Origin of the sequence: Aminobacter sp. Y103A (assembly GCF_030294925.1) — a bacterium.
GTDB classification, from domain to species: domain Bacteria; phylum Pseudomonadota; class Alphaproteobacteria; order Rhizobiales; family Rhizobiaceae; genus Aminobacter; species Aminobacter ciceronei.
Genome location: NZ_AP017986.1, coordinates 3,643,492 through 3,662,349, shown reverse-complemented (window position 1 = coordinate 3,662,349; position 18,858 = coordinate 3,643,492). Strand labels below are relative to the sequence as shown.

The window sequence follows — 18,858 nt, the reverse complement described above, 5'->3', positions numbered from 1 at the left end:
GACCTTGTGCGGCATTTCGGGGGGATTCGATGGCCAGCTTTCCAGCACGTGCAAGGTTTTTCGCTGGCGCCATTGCGCTGGCTCTGAGCGCCAGTGCCCATGCTCTCGACAACACGCCTGCTGCCAAGGTTGTCGTGACGCCGCTGGCGTCGACGACGGTGACCGCGAACGGACAGCCGATCGTGCTGCCGCAGAAGAACGTGCAGGTGCTGGTCTCCTCCTTCGAGATCCCGCCCGGGGCGTCGCTGCCGGTGCACATGCACCCGTCGGCGCGCTACGCCTATGTGCTCGAGGGCCAACTGCAGGTGACCAATGCCGAAACCGGCAAGAGCACCAGCTACAAGACGGGCGACTTCATCGTCGAGATGCTCGGCACGTGGCATCAGGGCGCCAATGTCGGTGCCGAGCCGGTCAAGCTGCTTGTCATCGACCAGGTCGAGGAAGGCACGGCAAACACGCTGCTGAAGAAGTAGCTTCGGCTATTCGTGCCTGAGCGCCTCGATCGGATCGAGGCGCGCGCCGCGCAGCGCTGGGAAGAAACCGAACACCATGCCGATCAACGCCGAGAAGCCGACGGCAAGCAGCACGACCGCCAGACTCGGCGCAAACGGGATGGATAGCGCCAGCGAGGCGACGCCCGCCAGCGTCAGGCCGATGGCGATGCCTATCAGCCCGCCGAGCAGCGACAGCACGGTTGCCTCGACCAGGAACTGGATCAGGATGTGCTTTTCATGCGCGCCGATGGCGAGGCGTATGCCGATCTCGCGGGTGCGTTCGGTGACCGACACCAGCATGATGTTCATGATGCCGATGCCGCCGACGAGCAGGCTGACGCCGGCGACAGCGCCGAGCATGCCGGTCATCGTGGCGGTGGCGCTGGCCATCGCATCGGCGATCTGGGTCATGTCGCGGACGGAAAAATCGTCCTCGCGGTCGGCGGTGACGCGCCTGACGTCGCGCATGATGTCCTCGATCCGCGTCTGGACGACCGAGGTCGGTGTCACGTCATCGGCGGCGACATAGATGTTGTCGATGTCGCGGTTGCCGGCGATGCGGCGTTGGAACGCCTGAAGCGGCATCAGCACGACATTGTCCTGGTCCTGGCCGAAGCCGGAATAACCCTTCGGCTCGAGCCGGCCGATGACTTTGCAACTGACGCGGCCGACGCGGATGGCGGCGCCGTCGGGATCGCCGGCGCCAAAGAACTGCTGGCGCAAGGTTTCGCCGATCAGGCAGACATTGACGCCGCCGCGCACCTCGGACTCGCTGAATGGCCGGCCCGAAGCGACCTTCCAGTCGCGGGCGTCGAGATAGGCGTTGTCGGTGCCGGTGATGGACGAGGTCAGGCTTTCGGTGCCGAAGACGACGCGCACCTGCTTCTGCGACGCCGGCGAGACGGCACGTACGCCTTCGAGATGGGCGGTGAGGGCTGCGACCTCCTTGTCGCCGAGTTGGCGGATGGTCTGCTGCGGGCCTGAGCCGGGGGCGGCGGGACGGCCGGCGCGGACGATCAGAAGGTTGCTGCCGAGCTGCGAGATGTCGGCCTTGACCTTCTCGGTGGTGCCGCTGCCGATTGTCAGCATGGCGATGACGGCGGCGACGCCGATGACGATGCCAAGCAGCGTCAGGAACGAGCGCAGCGCGTTGCGGCGGACAGAGCGGAGGGCGAGGCGGACGGTCTCCCAGATCATGACTTATGCTGCCTCCAGCTTTCTGGTGTCGGAGGCGACGTGGCCATCGCGGAAGGCGATGGTGCGTCCGGCATAGGCGGCGATATCGGCCTCGTGGGTGACCATGACGATGGTGAGCCCGGCCTCCTCGTTGAGGCGGGTCAGCAGATCCATGATCTCGTGGCTGCGGGCAGTGTCGAGATTGCCCGTCGGCTCGTCGGCGACAAGAAGGGTGGGCCGAGTGACAATGGCGCGCGCGATCGCCACGCGCTGCTGCTGCCCGCCGGAGAGTTCGGCCGGCGTGTGGTGCTCACGACCCTCGAGGCCAACCTCGGCAAGGGCCTGCATGGCCAGCGCGCGGCGCTCATGCGCGGCTGCGCCGCGATAGATCAACGGCAGTTCGACGTTCTCCACAGCCGTGGTGCGCGGCAGCAGGTTGTAGCCCTGGAAGACGAAGCCGATGTAGAGATTGCGCAAGACGGCGCGGCGGTTGCGGTCGAGCCGGCCGGCGTCTGTGCCCATGAAGGCGTAGCGCCCTGAGGTGGGCGTATCGAGGCAGCCGATAATGTTCATCGCTGTCGACTTGCCGGAACCGGACGGGCCCATGATGGCGACGAACTCGCCTTGCGCGATGGCGATATCGATGCCGGCGAGGGCACGCACCTCGGCTTCGCCCTGGCCGTAGGTCTTCCAGACCTTGTCGAAGAGGATGAGCGGCGCGGTGGTCATCACAGGGTTTCCACGACCAGCTCAATTGGCCCTTGCGGACGACGAGGCGGTGATGACCGCATCACCGACCGCAAGCCCGGAGACGATCTCGGTGCGATCGCCGTCGGTGGAGCCGGGCTTGACCCTGACCGCGACCGGCGCGCCGTTCTTGAGCACATAGAGCGTGCGCAGGCCATCTGTAGGCGTCGAGGCTGGACGGCTGCGATCGGTCGGGCCGCGATTGGAACGGCCGAGGAACAGGTTCTGCAGGCTGAATCCGCTGCTGCGGGCAACAGGTGCCGGGCGGTAACGGAAGGCGGTGGCTGGCACTGTCAGCACATCCTTGGCCTCCCGGGTGACGATCGACACCGTCGCCGTCATGCCCGGGCGCAGCAGCAGCTCGTCATTGGCGACTTCGAGCCAGGCGTTGTAGGTGACCACGCCGTCTGTGGTAACAGCGGCATAGGCTATGTCGCGGATCGTCGCCTTGAAGCTGCGGTCGGGAAAGGCATCGACGGTAAAGCGGGCGTTCTGACCCTTCGCCACCGAACCGATGTCGGCCTCGTCGACCGCCGCCTTGAGCTCCATCTGGGACAGGTCAGCGGCGAGCACGAACAGCACCGGCGCCTGCATGGAGGACGCCACCGTCTGGCCCGGATTGACCGAGCGCGTCAGCACGACGCCGTCGATGGGGGCATAAATCGTGCTCTTGGCGAGGTCGGCCTGCTGCAGCTTGAGATCGGCCTCCGAGATAGCGAGGTTGGCTTCGGCCATGTCGAGCGCGCTCTGCGCCCGATCGCGCTCGGCGGTGGCTGCTTCCAGCGCCTGGGTGGTGGCCATGCCGCGTCTTGCCAGTTCCTGCGCGCGGGTGAGCGCCTGGGCATTCTGCGACAAGGTGGTGCGCGTGTCTTCGACCTTGGCGGCGGCAGCCTTGGCGGACGCCTGGGCACGCTCGATCTGGGCGGAAAGCCGCGTCGTGTCGAGGGAGGCGAGCACGTCGCCTTTCTTGACCTGCTGGTTTTCGACCACCGCGACCGAGCGGACGACACCCGACAATTCGCTCGAAATGTCGACCTGGGTGAGCGGCTGCAGATTGCCCGTCGCCGACACCTCGATGGTCAGGTCGCCTGTCTCGGCGGCCTGGGTGGTGTAGACAAGCTTCTGGGAAGGCGTTGCGAACCAGGAATAGCCGGCATAGGCGCAAGCCGCAGCGACCAGCGCCACCAGCAGCCACAGCCAGCCACGGCGGCGGCGCGTGGCGCGGCCGTTGCCGTCGAGGCCGAGGGCTGCCTCTATCGATGGCGTGCTCGCTGATTGCGGGCGATTTGTCAGCTGGTCCAAGCCAGACCCTTTCGATGGTCCCAGAAAATCCGCCTAGAGCCTGCTCTAAGCTGGTTCGATCGAGCATGATCTTGTCTGAAACCGGGATGCCAGTTTGACGATCATGCTTTAAAATCACAGATCGGCTGAGTGGTCCCGAAATTCAAATTAAATTTCGCTCATGTTGCCGGCGCAGAAGGAGCAAACATGACGGGCGGACGCAAGTATTTTGTCTATGACGTCTTCACCGAAAACAGGCTTGCCGGCAACCCACTCGCTGTGGTCGTCGATGCCAAGGGGTTGAGCACGGCGCAGATGCAGGTCATCGCCAGGGAGTTCAACCTGTCGGAGACCTCATTCGTGTTGCCGCCCGCAAGCCCGAAGCACAAGGCACGGGTCCGCATATTCACGCCTGACTACGAGATGCCGTTTGCCGGTCACCCGACCGTCGGCACGGCGATCGCGCTGACCGAGATGGCGCAAGGTAATGATCTTGCCGGCATTTTTGTCCTCGAAGAGAATATCGGCCTGGTGCGCTGTGCCGTGAACAAGGTTGGCGACAGCCTGTTTGCCGAATTCGACCTGCCGAAACTGCCCGAGCCGATGCCGCTGGCCGCCAGCACCGATGCGGTTGCCGCAGCCCTTGGACTGGCGCCACACGAGATCGGCTTTGAGAACCATCGTGTATCGCTGTGGTCTGCGGGCGTTCCCTACATCACCGTGCCGGTGGCAGACACCAAGGTTGCGGCGAGAATTCGATTCGACAACGAGGCCTGGTTCACCTTTTCGCCGCGCAAGAACGACTCGGCGGTGGCCAGCGCCTATGTCTATTGTCGCGAGACTGTGGGGCACGAAAACGCATTCCACGCGAGGATGATCGTTCCAGGCAGCCCATCCTACGAAGATCCGGCGACAGGTTCGGCGGCTGCCGCCTTTGCTGGGGCGATCATGGAGTTCGACAGGCCGACCGATGGGGCGCAGCGATTCTGGATCGAACAGGGCATCGAGATGGGGCGACCGTCCAGGATCAGGCTGGAGCTCGAGATCTCGGGCGGCAAGCTGGCTTCCGCGCGCATCGGCGGACACGCGGTGAGGGTGGCCGAGGGCGTTCTGCTGGTTTGACCCAGCTATTTTTGCCGACTGAAAGAAAAAGCGGCTGGTGGGGTGGACAGGCGAAAATGCCTTGGCTATATGCCGGCCACGGTCGGTTCACCGGTCGCGAGTGGGTGCGTAGCTCAGTTGGTAGAGCAGCTGACTCTTAATCAGCGGGTCACAGGTTCGATCCCTGTCGCACCCACCACTTCTTTCCCTTAGCCGCCGAATACTAGAACGCCGCGCATATGATTGCGCGGGCGGATGGTCGATCTCCTTGTCCGGATGCAATGCCGCCAGGCTTTGCACAGGCAATCGCGTACCACTGCCGATTGCTGCATCTTTCTTGGCGGACATGGGTGGACAGCAACGGATGGTGTGGCTATATGCGGCCACGGTCGGTTCACCGGTCGCGAGTGGGTGCGTAGCTCAGTTGGTAGAGCAGCTGACTCTTAATCAGCGGGTCACAGGTTCGATCCCTGTCGCACCCACCACTTCTTCTCCAAAGATTTCAAACCGCTGTGACTGTTGCTTCAATTGGGTTGAAGTCGCTTGGAGTCCTATTTCTGGTCGGCCCTGCGCTGCCTCAAATTCGGAACGACCAGAACAGGCAGGCAAGCGTTGCCACGCCGAAGAGGGCGAAGAAGAGGCTGCGCAGCAGGACGTTACGGCGCAGTTCGTTCATTGCGAGATGGCAGCCGACAATGATGGCGACGAACAGGTAGCGCCAGTCGAGCAGGGCCCAAGGCGCACTGGCCTGGCCGAATACCCAGCGCGCCGCGAGGCAGCCGACGATGGTGGCGAACAGGGCGATGACGATCCAGTGGATGGTGTCGGCAGCATTGACCAGGACGATACTCGCCGCCTTGAGCGGCAGGATCATCATCAGCATCGCGGCAAGGAAGTAGATCGCCGCCAGCGGAATGAAGCTATCGGCGCTGGCGATGCCGTCGAGGCGCTGCACGCCGATGACGCCGAAGGGATAGCCGTGCCGCGCAACGGCGAGGCTGAGTGCCGTCAGTGCGGCCGCCAGCACGGCAACGAGGGCAAATGAAGCTGCGGCCTTGTTCATGGCGGACCTGTCGGTAGCGAATCGGACTGCATCTTGCCTAGCGTGCCGGATTCAGCATTGCCAATGCGCAAATGTCCGTCGGGCGCGGGGCAGCCAGTTGGCAAGCACGTTTCGCTCCGACCTGAGCATTTGCCCCGGCGATCCGAGCTCCGCCCCTCGCAGGCACTTGCGCCCTTGGCATGAACGTTCCGCTGATGGCCGGCGCTTCTTCTGGCGGCAGACTTGCGGGCCATTGCAAATGCGGCCCATCTGCCGCGACTATGCGGCACGACATGACAGCGTGCTCGTGACGTCTCCTGTCACGAATGGTTGCTCGTCATCAGCGCGAAGCGGTTTCAGGGCCAGGAGGTTGCAGGTGGTGGAGGCAATTCCGAAAACTCGAGGCCTCGGTTCTGGACAGCCACCGTTGCTTCAGCCGCAGTCCAGGACGGCGCTGCCGCCGTTCGCGGCCACAGCAGCTGTCGTTGCGATCCTGTATTTTGCCCGCGATGTGTTCCTGCCGCTTGCGATCGCGGTGCTGTTGACCTTCGCGCTTGCGCCGATCGCCAGCTGGCTCAGGCGGTTCGGTGTTCCCAGGCTGGTTTCGGTGATTGCCTGCGTGCTGGCCGCCTTCGGCGTGGTCGCGGTGTTCAGCTTCGTGGTGGTTTCGCAGATCGGCGAGGTCGCGCAGAACGTACCGACCTATCAGTCGAACATCCTCAACAAGGTGCGCGCGCTCAAGGAAAGCGGCAGCGGAGAGGGGATCATCGACAGGCTGAGCGGGGTCATCGAGCGCGTTGGCCAGGAGATCGATAAGCCGGAAGACAATCTCGCGCCCGCGGCCCATCCATCCCGGCCGGACCCGCTGCTGGTCGAGATCTTCACACCGCAAAAGCCGATCGAAACGCTTATGAACCTGATCACGCCGCTGATCGGACCGCTGGCGACGGCTGGCCTCGTCATCGTCGTCGTCATCTTCATGCTGCTGGAGCGCGAGGATTTGCGCGACCGGTTCATTCGCCTCGTCGGTTATGGCGACCTGCACCGGACGACCGAAGCGCTGCAGGATGCCGGGCGAAGGGTCGGTCAGTACCTTTTGATGCAGTTGGTGGTGAATGTCGCCTATGGCGTTCCGATTGGAATGGGCCTCTGGCTGCTCGGCATTCCGAATGCGATTCTGTGGGGCCTGCTCGCCATCGTGCTGCGCTTCGTGCCCTATATCGGGCCGGCGATCGCAATGATCCTGCCGCTGTTCCTGGCGATTGCGGTTGCCCCCGGTTGGTCGCTCGTGCTGTGGGCCGCGGCACTGTTCATCGCCATGGAACTGGTCATCAACAATGTGCTCGAGCCCTGGCTGTATGGCTCGAGAACCGGCCTTTCGCCGCTCGCCATCATCGTCGCCGCGATCTTCTGGACCTGGTTGTGGGGACCGGTCGGACTGGTCCTGTCGACGCCGCTGACCGTCTGCCTGGTGGTGCTCGGAAAACACGTGCCACAGTTCGAGTTCCTTGAAGTTCTGTTCGGCAACGAACCGGTGCTCGACCCCAAGGAGCGGCTATACCAGCGCCTTCTGGCAGGAGATCCTGATGAGGCGACTGATCACGCCGAAGAGATGCTCGAGACTGAATATCTCGTCGACTTCTACGGCAATGTCGCCATTCCGGCCCTGCTGCTTGGCGAATTCGACCGGGCGCGCGGTGCCCTGACCGACGAGCAGCGGACGCGCGTCGCCGCCAGTGCCGTGGTGCTGGTGGCCAACTTGAACGAAATCGCCGGCGAAGAAGCGGATGAAGAGGACGACGCGCCCGAGGATGTGACGCAGGACGATGGCGAGCCGGCCGACGAACTGCCCGACGGTGCGGGGAAGGCGGTGCTGTGCATTGGCGGGCGCGGCGAGCTCGACAACGCGGCCGCGGCCATGCTGGCGCAGGTGCTGACGGTGCAGGGCGCGACTGTTGCCACGGCGAACCATGCCGATGTCGAACCGTCCAGCATCAGAAGCCTGCCGCTCGAAGGCGTGCATACAGCCGTGATCGGCTTCCTGAATGCCGATTCGCTTCACCATGGCCGCTTTCTGGTGCGGCGTCTGAAACGTGCCAAGCCATCGCTCAGGGTAGGGGTGGTGCTGTGGACCGACGGTGCTGCCGGGGATGCCGACAAGCTTGCCGGCGACCTCAACGCCGACTTTGCGGCGTTCAACATGGCCGGCGCCACCATCGGCGCCCTGACTGACGCGCCCGCGGTACCGCTCAAGGCCGCCAAACGGAAGGTCCGGCGTCCGTCACAGGCGGGGCGGAAGAGCAAGACGGCATAGGTCAGCGTAATTCGACGGGCTGGAAGCGGCTCGTTTCGAAGCCGGTTCATCGCGGCAGTTGCGGATCGGAGCTGCCCGAATGCTGCCCGATTGCCTTGGCATGCCTTGGGTTGAAGGGACTTAGTGGTCCACGCGCTGGAGAGGCGCGATGGATCGTTTTTCGCCGCCGCGCATTGTAGGCGAGGCGGGGACACATTTTCGGGAGTTATTGGTGATGATGAAACTCGTATTGAGTCTTGCACTTCTGGTGCCGCTGGCAGCCTGCTCGCAGACCGAACAGGGTGCAGCCATTGGCGGTCTTGGCGGCGCGGCGATCGGCAGTGCCGTTGCCGCACCCGGAAACCGGGCTGAAGGCGCGCTCGTCGGTGGCGCCGTCGGTGCCGTTGCCGGCGCCCTGATCGGCCGGGCCAACGAGCCGAACCGCTGCCGCTATCGCGACCGCTATGGTCGCACCTATCTGGCAGAATGCCCGCGCGGCTATTACTGAGCCGGCTAGCCGTATTTCGTCCGGTCCCGAAGGCGCCAACAGTGCCTTCGGGACATTTTTTTTGCCTCCCTCCTGTCGTCGAATTCGGCCCAAAACTGTAATCTTTTGGCGACTGGATTTCGGCTATCCATCTGTTATGTAATGATGTTTTTGAGTTCATGCGTCCTGCCGCAGCGGCGCTTCAGCGCTCAACCGGTAGTCGGCAGATCATTCTCGCAAGAGAAAAATTGCTCCCGCCCAGCTGTGGCAGGGCAAAGCCGTTCCACAATCTCGCCAAAATTAGCGATCGACAAAGTCTATTAATTTTATAGACTAACGGCATGATGGAGATTGCGATGGCACAGACCCAGTATCTCTCGAACAGCCGCGTCGGCAGGACGGCAGCTGCGGCCGGCAGCCCTGCCAGCATTGCGCAGATCGCGTCGTATCTGTTCTTCACGGTGTCGTTCGGCTTTACCGCGGCCGTCGTCGTCGGTCTGGTCCACTAGGGCCACCCCGTGCCCGGAGGCGGGCGCGCTATATCATCTCAACCCAACTGAAGAAGGTTTTCCAGAGTAGCGCGTGAACCGGCGGGCGGCGCCAATAACTGTTCCTGACAAGATGAAGGAGTTTGCGATGCAGATCGACTTCACCCATTGCCCGGGCGGCGTTGCCGACAAGGACGAACTTCACTCTTCCTTCTTTTCAGACACGGCGGTTGCCGTGCAGAGGCTGCGCCAGCTCGAAAGGGCGGGCTTCGACTGCGTTCTCATCGACGACATGGGCGGCCTGCTTGCCAATATGGACCTGGCGTCGCTTGCGCTGCGCAGCACGCAGTCGATCGGTGTGCTCGTCTCGCATTGGCCTGGAATCGTGGCGCCGGTGATGGCTGCCCGGCAGTTTGCGGCCTTCGACCAGATCGGCTCTGGCCGGCTGGCATTGCGGGTGCCGCCAAGCCGCGACCTGCGCGAGATCAATGACGACAGCGGTCTCGTCGCCACGCTGGGGCGCACCGACGAATATCTGATGCTGCTCAAGCGGCTGTGGAGCAATGCGCAGCCCTTCGACCATGAGGGCCTGTTCTACCGCATCCATGGCGGTTTCGTGCCGATGAAGGCAGCCGAAGGCGCAGTGATCCGGCTGCAACTCGGCGGATTGTCTGGCACGGCGCTCAAGATCGCGGGCCGGCACGCCGACAGGTTCGAGCTGCCGGTGGGTGGCTTCGACGACACGTTGCGGCTGATCGAACGCGTGAGGGTTGCTGCCGAACCGTTCGGTCGGGCCCAGCGCATCCGCTTCTCCTTGCCGGTGCATGTCGGGCATGTGCAAGCTGGCGAGGGCGGGCAGCAGGATTGGCAGCTGACGGGTGAACCGGAGCACGTCGTTTCTGTGCTGGCTGGCTTTGTCGAACTCGGAGTGAGCGATTTCATCGTCCACGGGCTCGACGATGCCGATGCGGTTGAGGCCTTCGGGCGTCAGGTCATACCGGCATTGCGCAAGGCATTTCGCCGCCATGATCCCGCGCCGACCCATTTGCGCAAGCGGCCGGTGGTGCTGCGCCGCATTGTCTGACCGGCACGGTCAGGCGTGGTTCAGGGCGTCGCTCAGAATGTCGTCATTGGCAGCGTCGCGCACCTGCGCGAGGCTGCGATTGTCGAGCACGCCGGCAATCGCCTGGCGAACTTCGAGCATCATGTGCCTGATCTGGCAGGTCGCCTCGTCGCAGTCGTCGCAGGGCTGGTACTGGGTCCGGCTGGCGCAAGGGATCGGTGCCAGCGGGCCGTCGAGCACACGCACGACATGGCCGATCTTGATCTCGGCGGCAGGCTTGGCGAGGCGGTAGCCGCCGTCCTTGCCCTTACGACTCTGGACGAAACCGGCGTTGCGGAGTTCGCCTAGGATCGCGTCGAGGAATTTTTTCGGTATCTTGTTGGTGGTCGCGATGTCGCCGACGAAAGCGAGCTGGCCGGCAGGCAGTTGGGATAGGTGAACGAGGGCCTTGAGGCCGTATTTGCCTTTTTTAGTCAGCATGGCGAACGCGTGTCATCGGCTTCCTGCTGCCAGTCGCAGCGTGAGGTTGCTTGCCGAGGATAACGATTCGTCCCCATCGCATTCCGGCCTTCACCAGAGATAAATTCCACAGACTTGATATACAAGCCGAAACGCGTTGATTTTCCGTAAGTTTTGCGGGTTTTGACCCTATTCGCGGCAGAATCAGCCTGCCGCATATACCCTGGCGCGTTCGATGGTGATGATGCCCTGCTCGCGGGCACTGACCTGGGTTTCAGGCGCGACGTCGAGTTCGACGGCTTCGCCCGTTGCCGTCAGCGCCAGAATGCGCCGTCCGGCAGGCCGGTCGATGACGCGGGCGACGGTTGCGGGGATGCCGGCGCCGCTGCTGCTCCAGCTGAGATCGCTCGGGCGCAGGAAGATTTCGACCGGGCCGTCAGCAAAGCCGGGGGCGGGGATCTGTGCCTCGCCAAGGCGGGCTATGCCGCCGGCCACGGCTGCGGAAATGCGGTTGGTGTCACCGAGGAAATTCATGACGAAGGCGGATGCGGGGTTGCGGCAGACCTCTTCGGGCGTGCCCTGCTGGACGATCTGGCCCTTGTCGAGGATGACGACGCGGTCGGCGAGGTCGAGCGCTTCCTCCTGGTCGTGGGTGACGAACAAAGTGGTGATGCCGAGCTCCTGATGGATCTCGCGCAGCCAGCGGCGCAGGTCGCGGCGGACATTGGCGTCAAGCGCACCGAAAGGTTCGTCGAGCAAGAGTACCTTGGGATCGACGGCGAGCGCTCGCGCAAGGGCGACGCGCTGGCGCTGTCCGCCTGAAATCTGGCCGGGGAAACGTTCGGCCAGGCCTTCGAGCTGGACGAGGCGCAGCAGGTCGGCGACGCGAGCATCGATGGCAGTCTTGTCGCGGCGCTGCTTCGAGACCTTCATGCCGAAGGCGATATTCTCGGCAACCGTCATATGCGGGAACAGCGCATAGTGCTGGAAGACGAAACCGACGCCACGGTCGCGCACCGGAATGTCGGTGGCATCCTCGGCGCCGAAATAGATGTGGCCGGCGTCGGCATATTCGAGGCCGGCGACCATGCGCAGGATGGTGGTCTTGCCCGAGCCGGAAGGTCCGAGCAGGGCCACCAGTTCGCCGCTCTCGATTTCAAGCGAGACGCCATGGACGGCGCGGAAGGTCTCGAAGGTCTTCACGACGTTGTCGAGGCGGATTTTCATGACGGAACCTCAGCGGAAGCGGTCTTGGGTGCGGCTACGGGGGCTGCAAGCGCGGGGCGACGACGGGCGCGGCCGGCGCCTTGGCGCTCGAGCAGCACCTTGGCAGCGAGGGTGACGACGGCGAGCAGGGCCAGGATCGAGGCCGCGGCGAAGGCGCCCGCGGTCTGGTAGTCGTGGTAGAGCAGTTCGATATGCAGCGGCAGCGTGTTGGTCTGGCCGCGGATATTGCCTGACACCACCGACACGGCGCCGAACTCACCCATGACGCGCGCATTGCACAGCACCACGCCATAGAGCAGCGCCCAGCGGATGTTGGGCAGGGTGACCGAGAAGAAGGTACGCCAGCCCGACGCGCCGAGCGATGTCGCGGCTTCTTCCAGATCGCGCCCTTGCGCCTGCATCAGCGGGATCAGCTCACGGGCGACGAAGGGAGCGGTGACGAACATCGAGGCGAGCACGATACCGGGCAGGGCGAACAGGATCTTGATGTCAGCCTGCTCCAGCGCCGGGCCGAACAGGCCCTGCAGGCCGTAGACGAAGAGATAGGCGACGCCCGCGACGATGGGCGAGATGGAGAACGGGATTTCGATCACCACCAGCAGGAAGCGGCGTCCCGGGAAATCGAACTTTGTAATTGCCCAGGCGGCGGCAACGCCGAAGGCGGTGTTGATGGGCACGGCGATGAGCGCGGTGACCACAGTCAGGCCGATGGCGTGCAGCGTGTCGGGATGGGCGATCGCGGCGGCATAGACCGCGATACCTTGCGAGAAGGCCTGGTAGCCGATGACGACCAGCGGCGCGACGATGACGATGGCGACCAGCGTCAGCACGATGCCGATGAGCGCGCGGCGGAAGGCCGGCGCGTCGCCGACGCGGGACGGGCGGCCCTTGACGGAATTGCTCATCTCAGCCCCTCGCCGTGTAGCGCAGGGCACGTGCCTGCAGGATGTTGGTGATGGCGAGCATTAGGAAGGCTGTGATGAGCAGCACCGAGGCGATCGCCGCAGCGGCCTGGTAGTCGTATTCCTCGAGCCGGATGAACGCGAGCAACGCCGTGATCTCGGTCGACATCGGCTGGTTGCCGGCGATAAAGATGATGGCGCCGAACTCGCCCAAGCTGCGGGCAAAGGACAAGGACAGGCCGGCCAGCAGCGCGGGCGCCAGCAGCGGCAGGATAACGCGCAGGAAGATCGACCGGTCGCTGCCGCCGAGCGTCTGGGCCGCTTCCTCAAGTGCGGGGTCGAGGTCTTCCAGTACCGGCTGCACGGTGCGCACGATGAAGGGCAGGCTGGTGAAGGCCATGGCGACCATGATGCCGAGCGGGGTGTAAGCAACCTTGATGCCGGCCTGGGCAAGCGCCTGTCCAAACCAGCCGTTTTCGGCGAACAATGTCGTCAAGGCGATGCCGGCGACCGCCGTCGGCAGTGCAAAGGGCAGGTCGACGAGCGCGTCGATGAAGCGGCGGCCGGGAAAACGGTAGCGCACCAGCACCCACGCCAGCGCCATGCCGAAGACGAGGTTGAAGGCAGTGGCAGCGAGCGCCGAAAGGGCCGTGACCCGGTAGCTGGCGACCGCGCGCGGCGACGAGACGATGCGCCAGTAGTCCTCGAAGCCGAGGCTGGCCGCCTTGAACACCAGCGCGCCGAGCGGCAGCACGACGATGATCGAGACGTAGACGAGGGTTATCCCCAGTGCCAGGGGAAACCCCGGCAGAATGCGGCGCGCCACTGAAATGCCTTCCCGGATACAACAATGCGGAAAGCCGGCATGGCCGGCTCTCCAATTCTCCACGATAACGACGACGGTGCCGCGCGTCCTTGTTGGACGCGCAAAGGACCCCGTAGCAGTCTGAGTTGTGCATGATCCTCTTCCGAAAATCGATATTGATTTCCGGGGTCATGCACTGAGGTCAACGCTCGCCGTAAATCTCTTCAAGCAGGCCGCCGGAACCGAAATGTTCCTTCTGGACCTTGTCCCAGCCGCCAAAGACATCTTCCACAGTGACCAGGCGAACATCGGGGAACTGCTCCTTGAATTCGGTGGCGACCGAAGGCTCGTGGACACGGTTGCCGTGTTGGGCGGCAATGCGCTGGCCTTCCGGCGTGTAGAGGAAATCGAGATAGGACTTTGCCAGATCGCGCGAGCCGCGCTTGTCGACGACCTTGTCGACGATGGCGACGGGGAATTCGGCGAGCAGGCTGACCGAGGGGATGACGCTCTCGACCTTGTCGGAACCATATTCCTTGGCGATCGAGCGGGTCTCGGCCTCGAAGGTGATCAGCACGTCGCCGATGTTGCGCTCGACGAAGGTGGTGGTGGCGGCGCGGCCGCCGGTGTCGAACACCGGCACGTTGTCGAACAGCTTGGTCACGAACTCCTTGACCTTGGCCTCGTCACCCTTGAATGCTTCCTTGGCGTAGGCGGTTGCCGCCAGATAGGTATAGCGCGCATTGCCCGAGGTCTTCGGATTGGGGAAGACGACCTTCACGTCGTCGCGGACCAGGTCGGACCAGTCCTTGATGCCCTTGGGGTTGCCGGCGCGGACGAGGAAGGACGGCAGCGAATAGAAGGGCGAGGCTTGGTTGGCGAAATCCTTCTTCCAGTCGTCTGATACAAAGCCGTTCTTGACCAGGAACTCGATATCGGTGACCTGGTTGAAGGTGACGACGTCGGCTTCAAGTCCTTCGACGATGGCGCGTGCCTGCTTGGAGGTGCCGGCATGCGACTGGTCGAGCGTGACACCCGGATTCTTGGCGATGAAGGCGGCATTCTCGGCAGCGAACAGTTCGCGGGCGACGTCGTAAGACGCGTTGAGCAGCTTGTCGGCGGCAGACGCCTGCAGTGGGCCGGCGAGCATGGCGGCAAGTGCTACGCCGACAAGAAGGAAACGTTTCATGGGGGCATTCTCCTGAGACAAGCGGCAAATGGCTAAACTTTGCCGCAACATAGCTGCGGGCCTGTTTCAGGTAGAGGCAGAGGTGGATTGCCTCTGCGCTTGTATGAAGAATTTTCTTCTATCGTTTTGTCAAACGAAGAAATCGATTTCTAGGCTTGAGATGTGCGACCGCCTTCCTGCGGAATGCCTAACTATTTTTCGGTGACACCGGCCTCGGCGAAGCTTGCCATTCTGGCGTGGCATTCCAGCGCCGAACGGACGAGATTGACGGCCACGCAGGCGCCCGAACCTTCGCCGAGCCGCATCCCCATGTCGAGCAGCGGCGCGAGCTTCAGGGTTTCGAGCAGCTGGCGATGGCCTGCCTCGGCGGAGACATGGGCCGACAGCGTGTGGGCAAGGCCTTCTGGGTGGAGTTTTGCCAAGGGGGCAGCTGCTGCCGTGACGACGAAGCCGTCGAGCAGGACGGGCACGTTGTGGTGGCGCGCGGCCAGCGTGGCGCCGAGGATGGCGGCGAGTTCGCGGCCGCCGAGATTGGCGGCGACAGCCAGCGGATCGGCGAGCGTGGCGGCATGACGGGCGAGGCCGGCATCGATGGCGGCGAACTTGCGGGCCAGGCCACTATCGTCGACGCCCGTGCCGCGGCCGGCCCACTGGCGGCCGGTGCCGCCGAACAGGCCTGCGGCGATGGCCGCGGCGGGTGTGGTGTTGCCGATGCCCATTTCGCCGAAGCAGACGAGATCGAGATCAGGCGTCACCGCGTCATAGCCGGTCGAGACGGCGGCGAGGAAATCGGCTTCGTCCATGGCCGCCGTCTGGGTGAAGTCACCCGTGGGGCGATCGAGCTCGAGCGGGATGACCGCGAGTTCGGCGCCGGCAAGGCGGGCGAGTTGGTTGATGGCAGCGCCGCCGCCGGCGAAGTTGGCGACCATCTGTACCGTCACCTCCGACGGATAGGCCGACACGCCCTGGGCGGTGACGCCATGGTTGCCGGCGAAGACGATGACCTTGACCTCGTCGAGCCTCGGCATCTCGCGGCCCTGCCAGCGGCCGAGCCAGGCGGCGATCTGTTCGAGCTTGCCGAGGCTGCCGCGCGGCTTGGTCAGCGTGTCCTGGCGGCGGGCGACGGCATCCGCTGCGGCGTCGCTGCCGGCCGGCAGGTCGAGGCAAGCTTGGCGCAATTCATTGAGCGATTTGAAGGCCATGGCAGTGAATACTCCAAAACAGAATCAAGCAAGGATGGCGGATGCGACAAACAGCAGGGCGATTTCGGCCATTTGCTGCAGAGCGCCGATGGTGTCGCCGCTCTGGCCGCCGATCTGGGCGAGGCAGAGCTTTCTGAAGGCGAAGAAGAGGAGGGCGAGGCACAACGCCGCGACGACCGCGCCGCTGAGCCCGAGGAACAGCAGGCCTGCGGCGCCGATGGCGAGGGCGGCGATCACTGCCCCGTCGGCGACTGTGCCGACGCCGGCGGCAAGGCCGTCGGCGCGGGCCTGGGGCAGGTTCTGCATGAAGGCGGGGATCAGTGCGCGCGAGCCGACATGAGCGGCGACGAGGGCGGCGAAAACAGGGGCGGGGTCTTCGATTTCGACGATCGCGCTCCAGCGCGCCAGGATCGACAGCGCCAGCGCTGCCGCGCCATAGCTGCCGATGCAGCTGTCGCGCATGATCTCGAGCTTGCGCTCGCGTGTACGTCCGCCGCCGAAACCGTCTGATGTGTCGGACAGGCCGTCCTCATGCAGGCAACCGGTGACCAGCATGGCGGCAGCGATGGCCAGTGCGGCAGTCGGGCCTTCGGCGAGGCCGAGGGCTTGTCCGGCAGCGAAGGCGAGCCAGGCCAGGACCGCCACGACGAAGCCGACGAGCGGCGCAGTCCAGATGGCGTCGGCGAGCGAACGATCCCTGACCTCGAAATGCGGCAGCGGCAGGCGCGTGAAGAAGACGAGGCCGAGGCGGATGTCGTCGAAGATCGTCGCCGGCGTCATCGTCTCAGCCTCGCGCGATCGCGTGGAAGAAGGTGCCGGTAACATGGCCGCGCCGGCCGCCGAAGCTGCCGAGCGGCTTGCCCTGGCCATCGGCCAGTTGCCCGAGTGGCGTATCGTCGCCTGCAACAACCGTCTGGGCGTAATGGAACTCGTGCCCCCTGACGACGCTGCCCTCGGAGCCAAGCGGGCAAGGTGCCGAAAGTCTGGCCTGGCGGTAGCCGAGGTTCATCTTGCGCTTGGCGAAGCTGGTGGCATGGCCGAGCAGGCCGAGCATTGCGTGGGTGGCGCCATCGGCGTCCTCGATGGAACCGCCGAGCACCATGAAGCCACCGCACTCGCCATGGACCGGCTTGGTGTCGGCAAAACGGCGGGTGCCCGACAGGAAGGTGCCAGCTGCGGCGAGGCGGCCGGCATGGAGTTCGGGATAGCCGCCCGGCAGCCAGCAGATGTCGCAGGTGGCGTCGGGCGCCTGGTCGGCGAGCGGCGAGAACGGAACCAGCTCCGCGCCCATGGCGCGCCAGTGGGCGGCGAGGTGCGGGTAAAGGAAGGTGAAGGCGGCATCCTGGGCGAGCGCGATGCGCTGTCCGGGCGGCGGCAGGGCGAAGGATTGGTCGCCAGACATTGGCGCCAGCGGCGTCGCCAGTTCGACGATGGCATCGAGGTCGAGCGAGCGCTCGACCATGTCGGCGAGCTTTTCGATGTGGGCGAAGAGGTCAGCATGCTCTTCGGCCTGGACGAGGCCGAGATGGCGTTCTGGAATGGACAAGGTCGGGTCGCGCAGGATGGCGCCGACGACGGGCAGACCGAGCGCCTCGATGGCGTCGCCGGCAAGCTTGCGGTGACGGTCGCTGCCGAGCCTGTTGAGCACCACGCCCGCGATCCGGACGCCGGGGTCGTAGGTGGCAAAACCCTTGGCGATGGCCGCCGCTGTCTGCGACTGGCCGGAGACGTCGAGCACCAGAAGCACCGGCAGGCCGTAGAGACGGGCGAGATCGGCAGCCGCACCCGAGCGGCCTGTCTCCGCGGGGATGCCGTCGAACAGGCCCATGGCGCTTTCGAGGATCACCATCTCGGCTTCGGCCGATGCATCGGCGGCCAATGCGTTGAGCAGCGACGGCGCCATGGCCCAGCTGTCGAGATTGACGCCGGGCCGGCCGGTTGCGGCAGCGTGGAAGCCGGGATCGATGTAGTCCGGTCCCGATTTCGCGCCACGCACCTTGATGCCGCGGCGCGCGAGCGCGCGCAGCAGGCCAATCGTTACGCTGGTCTTGCCCGAGCCCGAGCGTGGGGCGCCGATGATGAGCCCACGCGCCGTCATTTCCGTCCAATCAGCTCGGCGCGCAGCGAGACAATGCCGCCGACGACGATGAGGGCCGGCGAGACGACCTTTTCGCGCTCGGCGGTGGCAACCAGTGTGCCGAGCGTGGCGGTGACCGTGCGTTCCTCCGGCGTCGAGGCGTTCTCGACAAAGGCTGCAGGCGTGTCGGTCGACAGTCCGCCGCGCAGAAGCTCCGTCACCGTCTCGGCCATGTGTGTCAGGCCCATATAGATGACGATGGGCTGGCCGGTGCGGGCAAGCGCTGCCCAGTCGGGCCGGTCGTCGCTGACGGCGGCAAAGCCGGTGGCGAGGATGATCGCGCCGTTGACGCCGCGCATGGTGGCTGGAATGCCGGCGGAGGAGAGGCCGCCGAAGGCCGAGGTGATGCCCGAGAGCACGCGCCAGGGAATGTTCTCTCGGGTCAGCACCAGCGCTTCTTCGGCACCACGCCCGAAGACGAAGGGATGGCCGCCCTTGAGCCGCACGACCTTGCGGCCTTCGCGCGCCAGCCTGACCAGCAGCGCATTGATGTCGCCCTGCGGGATCGACAGCCGGCCGCCGCGCTTGCCGACGAAGAATTTTTCCGCCTGTTCGGCAACCGCAACGATCTCGGGCGAGACCAGCGCGTCATGCACCAGCGCATCGGCCTGGGCCAGCGCCGACAGGACGTCGAGTGTCAGCAGACCGGGATCGCCGGGGCCGGCGCCGGCCAGCCATACATGGCCCGGTTCGAGCACGTGCTGCTTGTAATTCAAACGCGTGATAGCGTTTTCGAGTGTCATGCGTGTCGCTTTCGCCGATGAC

Annotated in this window: 19 protein-coding genes and 2 tRNA genes; 8 read left to right on the top strand and 13 right to left on the bottom strand. The window is 64.6% G+C overall.

Annotation, left to right across the window (positions count from 1 at the left end; genetic code table 11):
* Nucleotides 1–29: 29 nt before the first annotated feature.
* On the top strand, nucleotides 30–473 hold the full coding sequence (locus Amn_RS18015) for a cupin domain-containing protein (RefSeq protein ID WP_286290843.1): 444 nt from the start codon (nucleotides 30–32) through the stop codon (nucleotides 471–473).
* 6 nt (nucleotides 474–479) lie between these two features.
* Here the strand turns inward: Amn_RS18015 and Amn_RS18010 are convergent, their stop codons facing one another.
* Genes Amn_RS18010 through Amn_RS18000 form a run of 3 tightly spaced genes read right to left on the bottom strand, consistent with a single transcriptional unit; the run spans nucleotide 480 to nucleotide 3,719 of the window.
* Complete coding sequence (locus Amn_RS18010; RefSeq protein ID WP_067960623.1) at nucleotides 480–1,691, bottom strand: ABC transporter permease; 1,212 nt, start codon at nucleotides 1,689–1,691, stop codon at nucleotides 480–482.
* A 3-nt stretch (nucleotides 1,692–1,694) separates the two neighbouring features.
* Complete coding sequence (locus tag Amn_RS18005; protein ID WP_286290842.1) at nucleotides 1,695–2,399, bottom strand: ABC transporter ATP-binding protein; 705 nt, start codon at nucleotides 2,397–2,399, stop codon at nucleotides 1,695–1,697.
* A 21-nt stretch (nucleotides 2,400–2,420) separates the two neighbouring features.
* On the bottom strand, nucleotides 2,421–3,719 hold the full coding sequence (locus Amn_RS18000; protein WP_286290841.1) for an efflux RND transporter periplasmic adaptor subunit: 1,299 nt from the start codon (nucleotides 3,717–3,719) through the stop codon (nucleotides 2,421–2,423).
* A 186-nt stretch (nucleotides 3,720–3,905) separates the two neighbouring features.
* Between Amn_RS18000 and Amn_RS17995 the strand changes: the two genes are divergently transcribed.
* The 3 genes from Amn_RS17995 to Amn_RS17985 all read left to right on the top strand — a co-directional run bounded on the left by Amn_RS17995 (nucleotide 3,906) and on the right by Amn_RS17985 (nucleotide 5,284).
* The gene (locus Amn_RS17995) at nucleotides 3,906–4,820 is read left to right on the top strand and encodes a PhzF family phenazine biosynthesis protein (RefSeq protein WP_286290840.1); all 915 of its coding nucleotides are present in this window, start codon (nucleotides 3,906–3,908) and stop codon (nucleotides 4,818–4,820) included.
* Nucleotides 4,821–4,922: 102 nt separating this feature from the next.
* A tRNA-Lys gene (locus Amn_RS17990) sits at nucleotides 4,923–4,998 on the top strand.
* Nucleotides 4,999–5,208: 210 nt separating this feature from the next.
* Nucleotides 5,209–5,284, top strand: a tRNA-Lys gene (locus Amn_RS17985).
* 92 nt (nucleotides 5,285–5,376) lie between these two features.
* On the opposite strand, the gene Amn_RS17980 is transcribed toward Amn_RS17985, so the two are convergent.
* Nucleotides 5,377–5,862, bottom strand: a complete 486-nt coding sequence (locus Amn_RS17980) for a hypothetical protein (RefSeq protein ID WP_067960634.1) — start codon at nucleotides 5,860–5,862, stop codon at nucleotides 5,377–5,379.
* Nucleotides 5,863–6,100: 238 nt separating this feature from the next.
* Here Amn_RS17980 and Amn_RS17975 point away from each other — a divergent pair, with 238 nt between their 5' ends.
* From Amn_RS17975 to Amn_RS17960, 4 genes are all read left to right on the top strand, one after another.
* Complete coding sequence (locus Amn_RS17975; protein ID WP_154383869.1) at nucleotides 6,101–8,155, top strand: AI-2E family transporter; 2,055 nt, start codon at nucleotides 6,101–6,103, stop codon at nucleotides 8,153–8,155.
* Nucleotides 8,156–8,369: 214 nt separating this feature from the next.
* On the top strand, nucleotides 8,370–8,642 hold the full coding sequence (locus tag Amn_RS17970; protein ID WP_067960641.1) for a YMGG-like glycine zipper-containing protein: 273 nt from the start codon (nucleotides 8,370–8,372) through the stop codon (nucleotides 8,640–8,642).
* 335 nt (nucleotides 8,643–8,977) lie between these two features.
* Nucleotides 8,978–9,130: a hypothetical protein gene (locus Amn_RS17965; protein WP_286290839.1), complete on the top strand. Its 153-nt coding sequence runs from the start codon at nucleotides 8,978–8,980 to the stop codon at nucleotides 9,128–9,130.
* Nucleotides 9,131–9,257: 127 nt separating this feature from the next.
* On the top strand, nucleotides 9,258–10,193 hold the full coding sequence (locus tag Amn_RS17960; protein WP_185910103.1) for an LLM class flavin-dependent oxidoreductase: 936 nt from the start codon (nucleotides 9,258–9,260) through the stop codon (nucleotides 10,191–10,193).
* Between the two features lie 9 nt (nucleotides 10,194–10,202).
* On the opposite strand, the gene Amn_RS17955 is transcribed toward Amn_RS17960, so the two are convergent.
* From Amn_RS17955 to cobA, 9 genes are all read right to left on the bottom strand, one after another.
* Complete coding sequence (locus Amn_RS17955; RefSeq protein ID WP_067960647.1) at nucleotides 10,203–10,652, bottom strand: RrF2 family transcriptional regulator; 450 nt, start codon at nucleotides 10,650–10,652, stop codon at nucleotides 10,203–10,205.
* A 183-nt stretch (nucleotides 10,653–10,835) separates the two neighbouring features.
* Nucleotides 10,836–11,858, bottom strand: a complete 1,023-nt coding sequence (locus tag Amn_RS17950) for a sulfate/molybdate ABC transporter ATP-binding protein (protein ID WP_286290838.1) — start codon at nucleotides 11,856–11,858, stop codon at nucleotides 10,836–10,838.
* Nucleotides 11,855–12,763, bottom strand: coding sequence for a sulfate ABC transporter permease subunit CysW (gene cysW / locus Amn_RS17945; RefSeq protein ID WP_286290837.1), 909 nt, complete (start codon nucleotides 12,761–12,763; stop codon nucleotides 11,855–11,857). Before cysW ends, Amn_RS17950 begins: the two co-directional genes overlap by 4 nt.
* A 1-nt stretch (nucleotide 12,764) precedes the next feature.
* Nucleotides 12,765–13,586, bottom strand: coding sequence for a sulfate ABC transporter permease subunit CysT (gene cysT, locus Amn_RS17940; protein WP_115731505.1), 822 nt, complete (start codon nucleotides 13,584–13,586; stop codon nucleotides 12,765–12,767).
* Nucleotides 13,587–13,767: 181 nt separating this feature from the next.
* The gene (gene cysP / locus Amn_RS17935) at nucleotides 13,768–14,754 is read right to left on the bottom strand and encodes a thiosulfate ABC transporter substrate-binding protein CysP (protein ID WP_067960659.1); all 987 of its coding nucleotides are present in this window, start codon (nucleotides 14,752–14,754) and stop codon (nucleotides 13,768–13,770) included.
* Between the two features lie 191 nt (nucleotides 14,755–14,945).
* Nucleotides 14,946–15,956, bottom strand: coding sequence for a nicotinate-nucleotide--dimethylbenzimidazole phosphoribosyltransferase (cobT, locus tag Amn_RS17930; RefSeq protein WP_154383873.1), 1,011 nt, complete (start codon nucleotides 15,954–15,956; stop codon nucleotides 14,946–14,948).
* A gap of 24 nt (nucleotides 15,957–15,980) precedes the next feature.
* On the bottom strand, nucleotides 15,981–16,736 hold the full coding sequence (locus Amn_RS17925; protein WP_182573485.1) for an adenosylcobinamide-GDP ribazoletransferase: 756 nt from the start codon (nucleotides 16,734–16,736) through the stop codon (nucleotides 15,981–15,983).
* Between the two features lie 4 nt (nucleotides 16,737–16,740).
* Nucleotides 16,741–18,054 carry a cobyrinic acid a,c-diamide synthase CobB gene (locus tag Amn_RS17920; protein WP_067960665.1) on the bottom strand — a complete coding sequence of 438 codons (1,314 nt, stop codon included), beginning with the start codon at nucleotides 18,052–18,054 and terminating at the stop codon, nucleotides 16,741–16,743.
* Nucleotides 18,051–18,836: a uroporphyrinogen-III C-methyltransferase gene (cobA, locus tag Amn_RS17915; RefSeq protein ID WP_067960668.1), complete on the bottom strand. Its 786-nt coding sequence runs from the start codon at nucleotides 18,834–18,836 to the stop codon at nucleotides 18,051–18,053. The genes Amn_RS17920 and cobA overlap by 4 nt, the downstream gene beginning before the upstream one ends.
* Nucleotides 18,837–18,858: the final 22 nt, after the last annotated feature.

Excerpts from the sequence above, each read along its gene's own strand:
- Amn_RS17970 (WP_067960641.1), top strand. The coding sequence starts at position 8,370 with ATGATGAAACTCGTATTGAGTCTTGCACTTCTGGTGCCGCTGGCAGCC.
- Amn_RS17920 (WP_067960665.1), bottom strand. The coding sequence starts at position 18,054 with ATGACGGCGCGTGGGCTCATCATCGGCGCCCCACGCTCGGGCTCGGGC.
- Amn_RS17955 (WP_067960647.1), bottom strand. The coding sequence starts at position 10,652 with ATGCTGACTAAAAAAGGCAAATACGGCCTCAAGGCCCTCGTTCACCTA.
- cysP (WP_067960659.1), bottom strand. The coding sequence starts at position 14,754 with ATGAAACGTTTCCTTCTTGTCGGCGTAGCACTTGCCGCCATGCTCGCC.
- cysW (WP_286290837.1), bottom strand. The coding sequence starts at position 12,763 with ATGAGCAATTCCGTCAAGGGCCGCCCGTCCCGCGTCGGCGACGCGCCG.
- Amn_RS18010 (WP_067960623.1), bottom strand. The coding sequence starts at position 1,691 with ATGATCTGGGAGACCGTCCGCCTCGCCCTCCGCTCTGTCCGCCGCAAC.
- Amn_RS17960 (WP_185910103.1), top strand. The coding sequence starts at position 9,258 with ATGCAGATCGACTTCACCCATTGCCCGGGCGGCGTTGCCGACAAGGAC.
- Amn_RS17980 (WP_067960634.1), bottom strand. The coding sequence starts at position 5,862 with ATGAACAAGGCCGCAGCTTCATTTGCCCTCGTTGCCGTGCTGGCGGCC.
- Amn_RS17965 (WP_286290839.1), top strand. The coding sequence starts at position 8,978 with ATGGCACAGACCCAGTATCTCTCGAACAGCCGCGTCGGCAGGACGGCA.
- Amn_RS17950 (WP_286290838.1), bottom strand. The coding sequence starts at position 11,858 with ATGAAAATCCGCCTCGACAACGTCGTGAAGACCTTCGAGACCTTCCGC.
- Amn_RS17925 (WP_182573485.1), bottom strand. The coding sequence starts at position 16,736 with ATGACGCCGGCGACGATCTTCGACGACATCCGCCTCGGCCTCGTCTTC.
- cobA (WP_067960668.1), bottom strand. The coding sequence starts at position 18,836 with ATGACACTCGAAAACGCTATCACGCGTTTGAATTACAAGCAGCACGTG.
- cobT (WP_154383873.1), bottom strand. The coding sequence starts at position 15,956 with ATGGCCTTCAAATCGCTCAATGAATTGCGCCAAGCTTGCCTCGACCTG.
- Amn_RS17995 (WP_286290840.1), top strand. The coding sequence starts at position 3,906 with ATGACGGGCGGACGCAAGTATTTTGTCTATGACGTCTTCACCGAAAAC.
- Amn_RS18005 (WP_286290842.1), bottom strand. The coding sequence starts at position 2,399 with ATGACCACCGCGCCGCTCATCCTCTTCGACAAGGTCTGGAAGACCTAC.
- Amn_RS18015 (WP_286290843.1), top strand. The coding sequence starts at position 30 with ATGGCCAGCTTTCCAGCACGTGCAAGGTTTTTCGCTGGCGCCATTGCG.
- Amn_RS17975 (WP_154383869.1), top strand. The coding sequence starts at position 6,101 with ATGCGGCCCATCTGCCGCGACTATGCGGCACGACATGACAGCGTGCTC.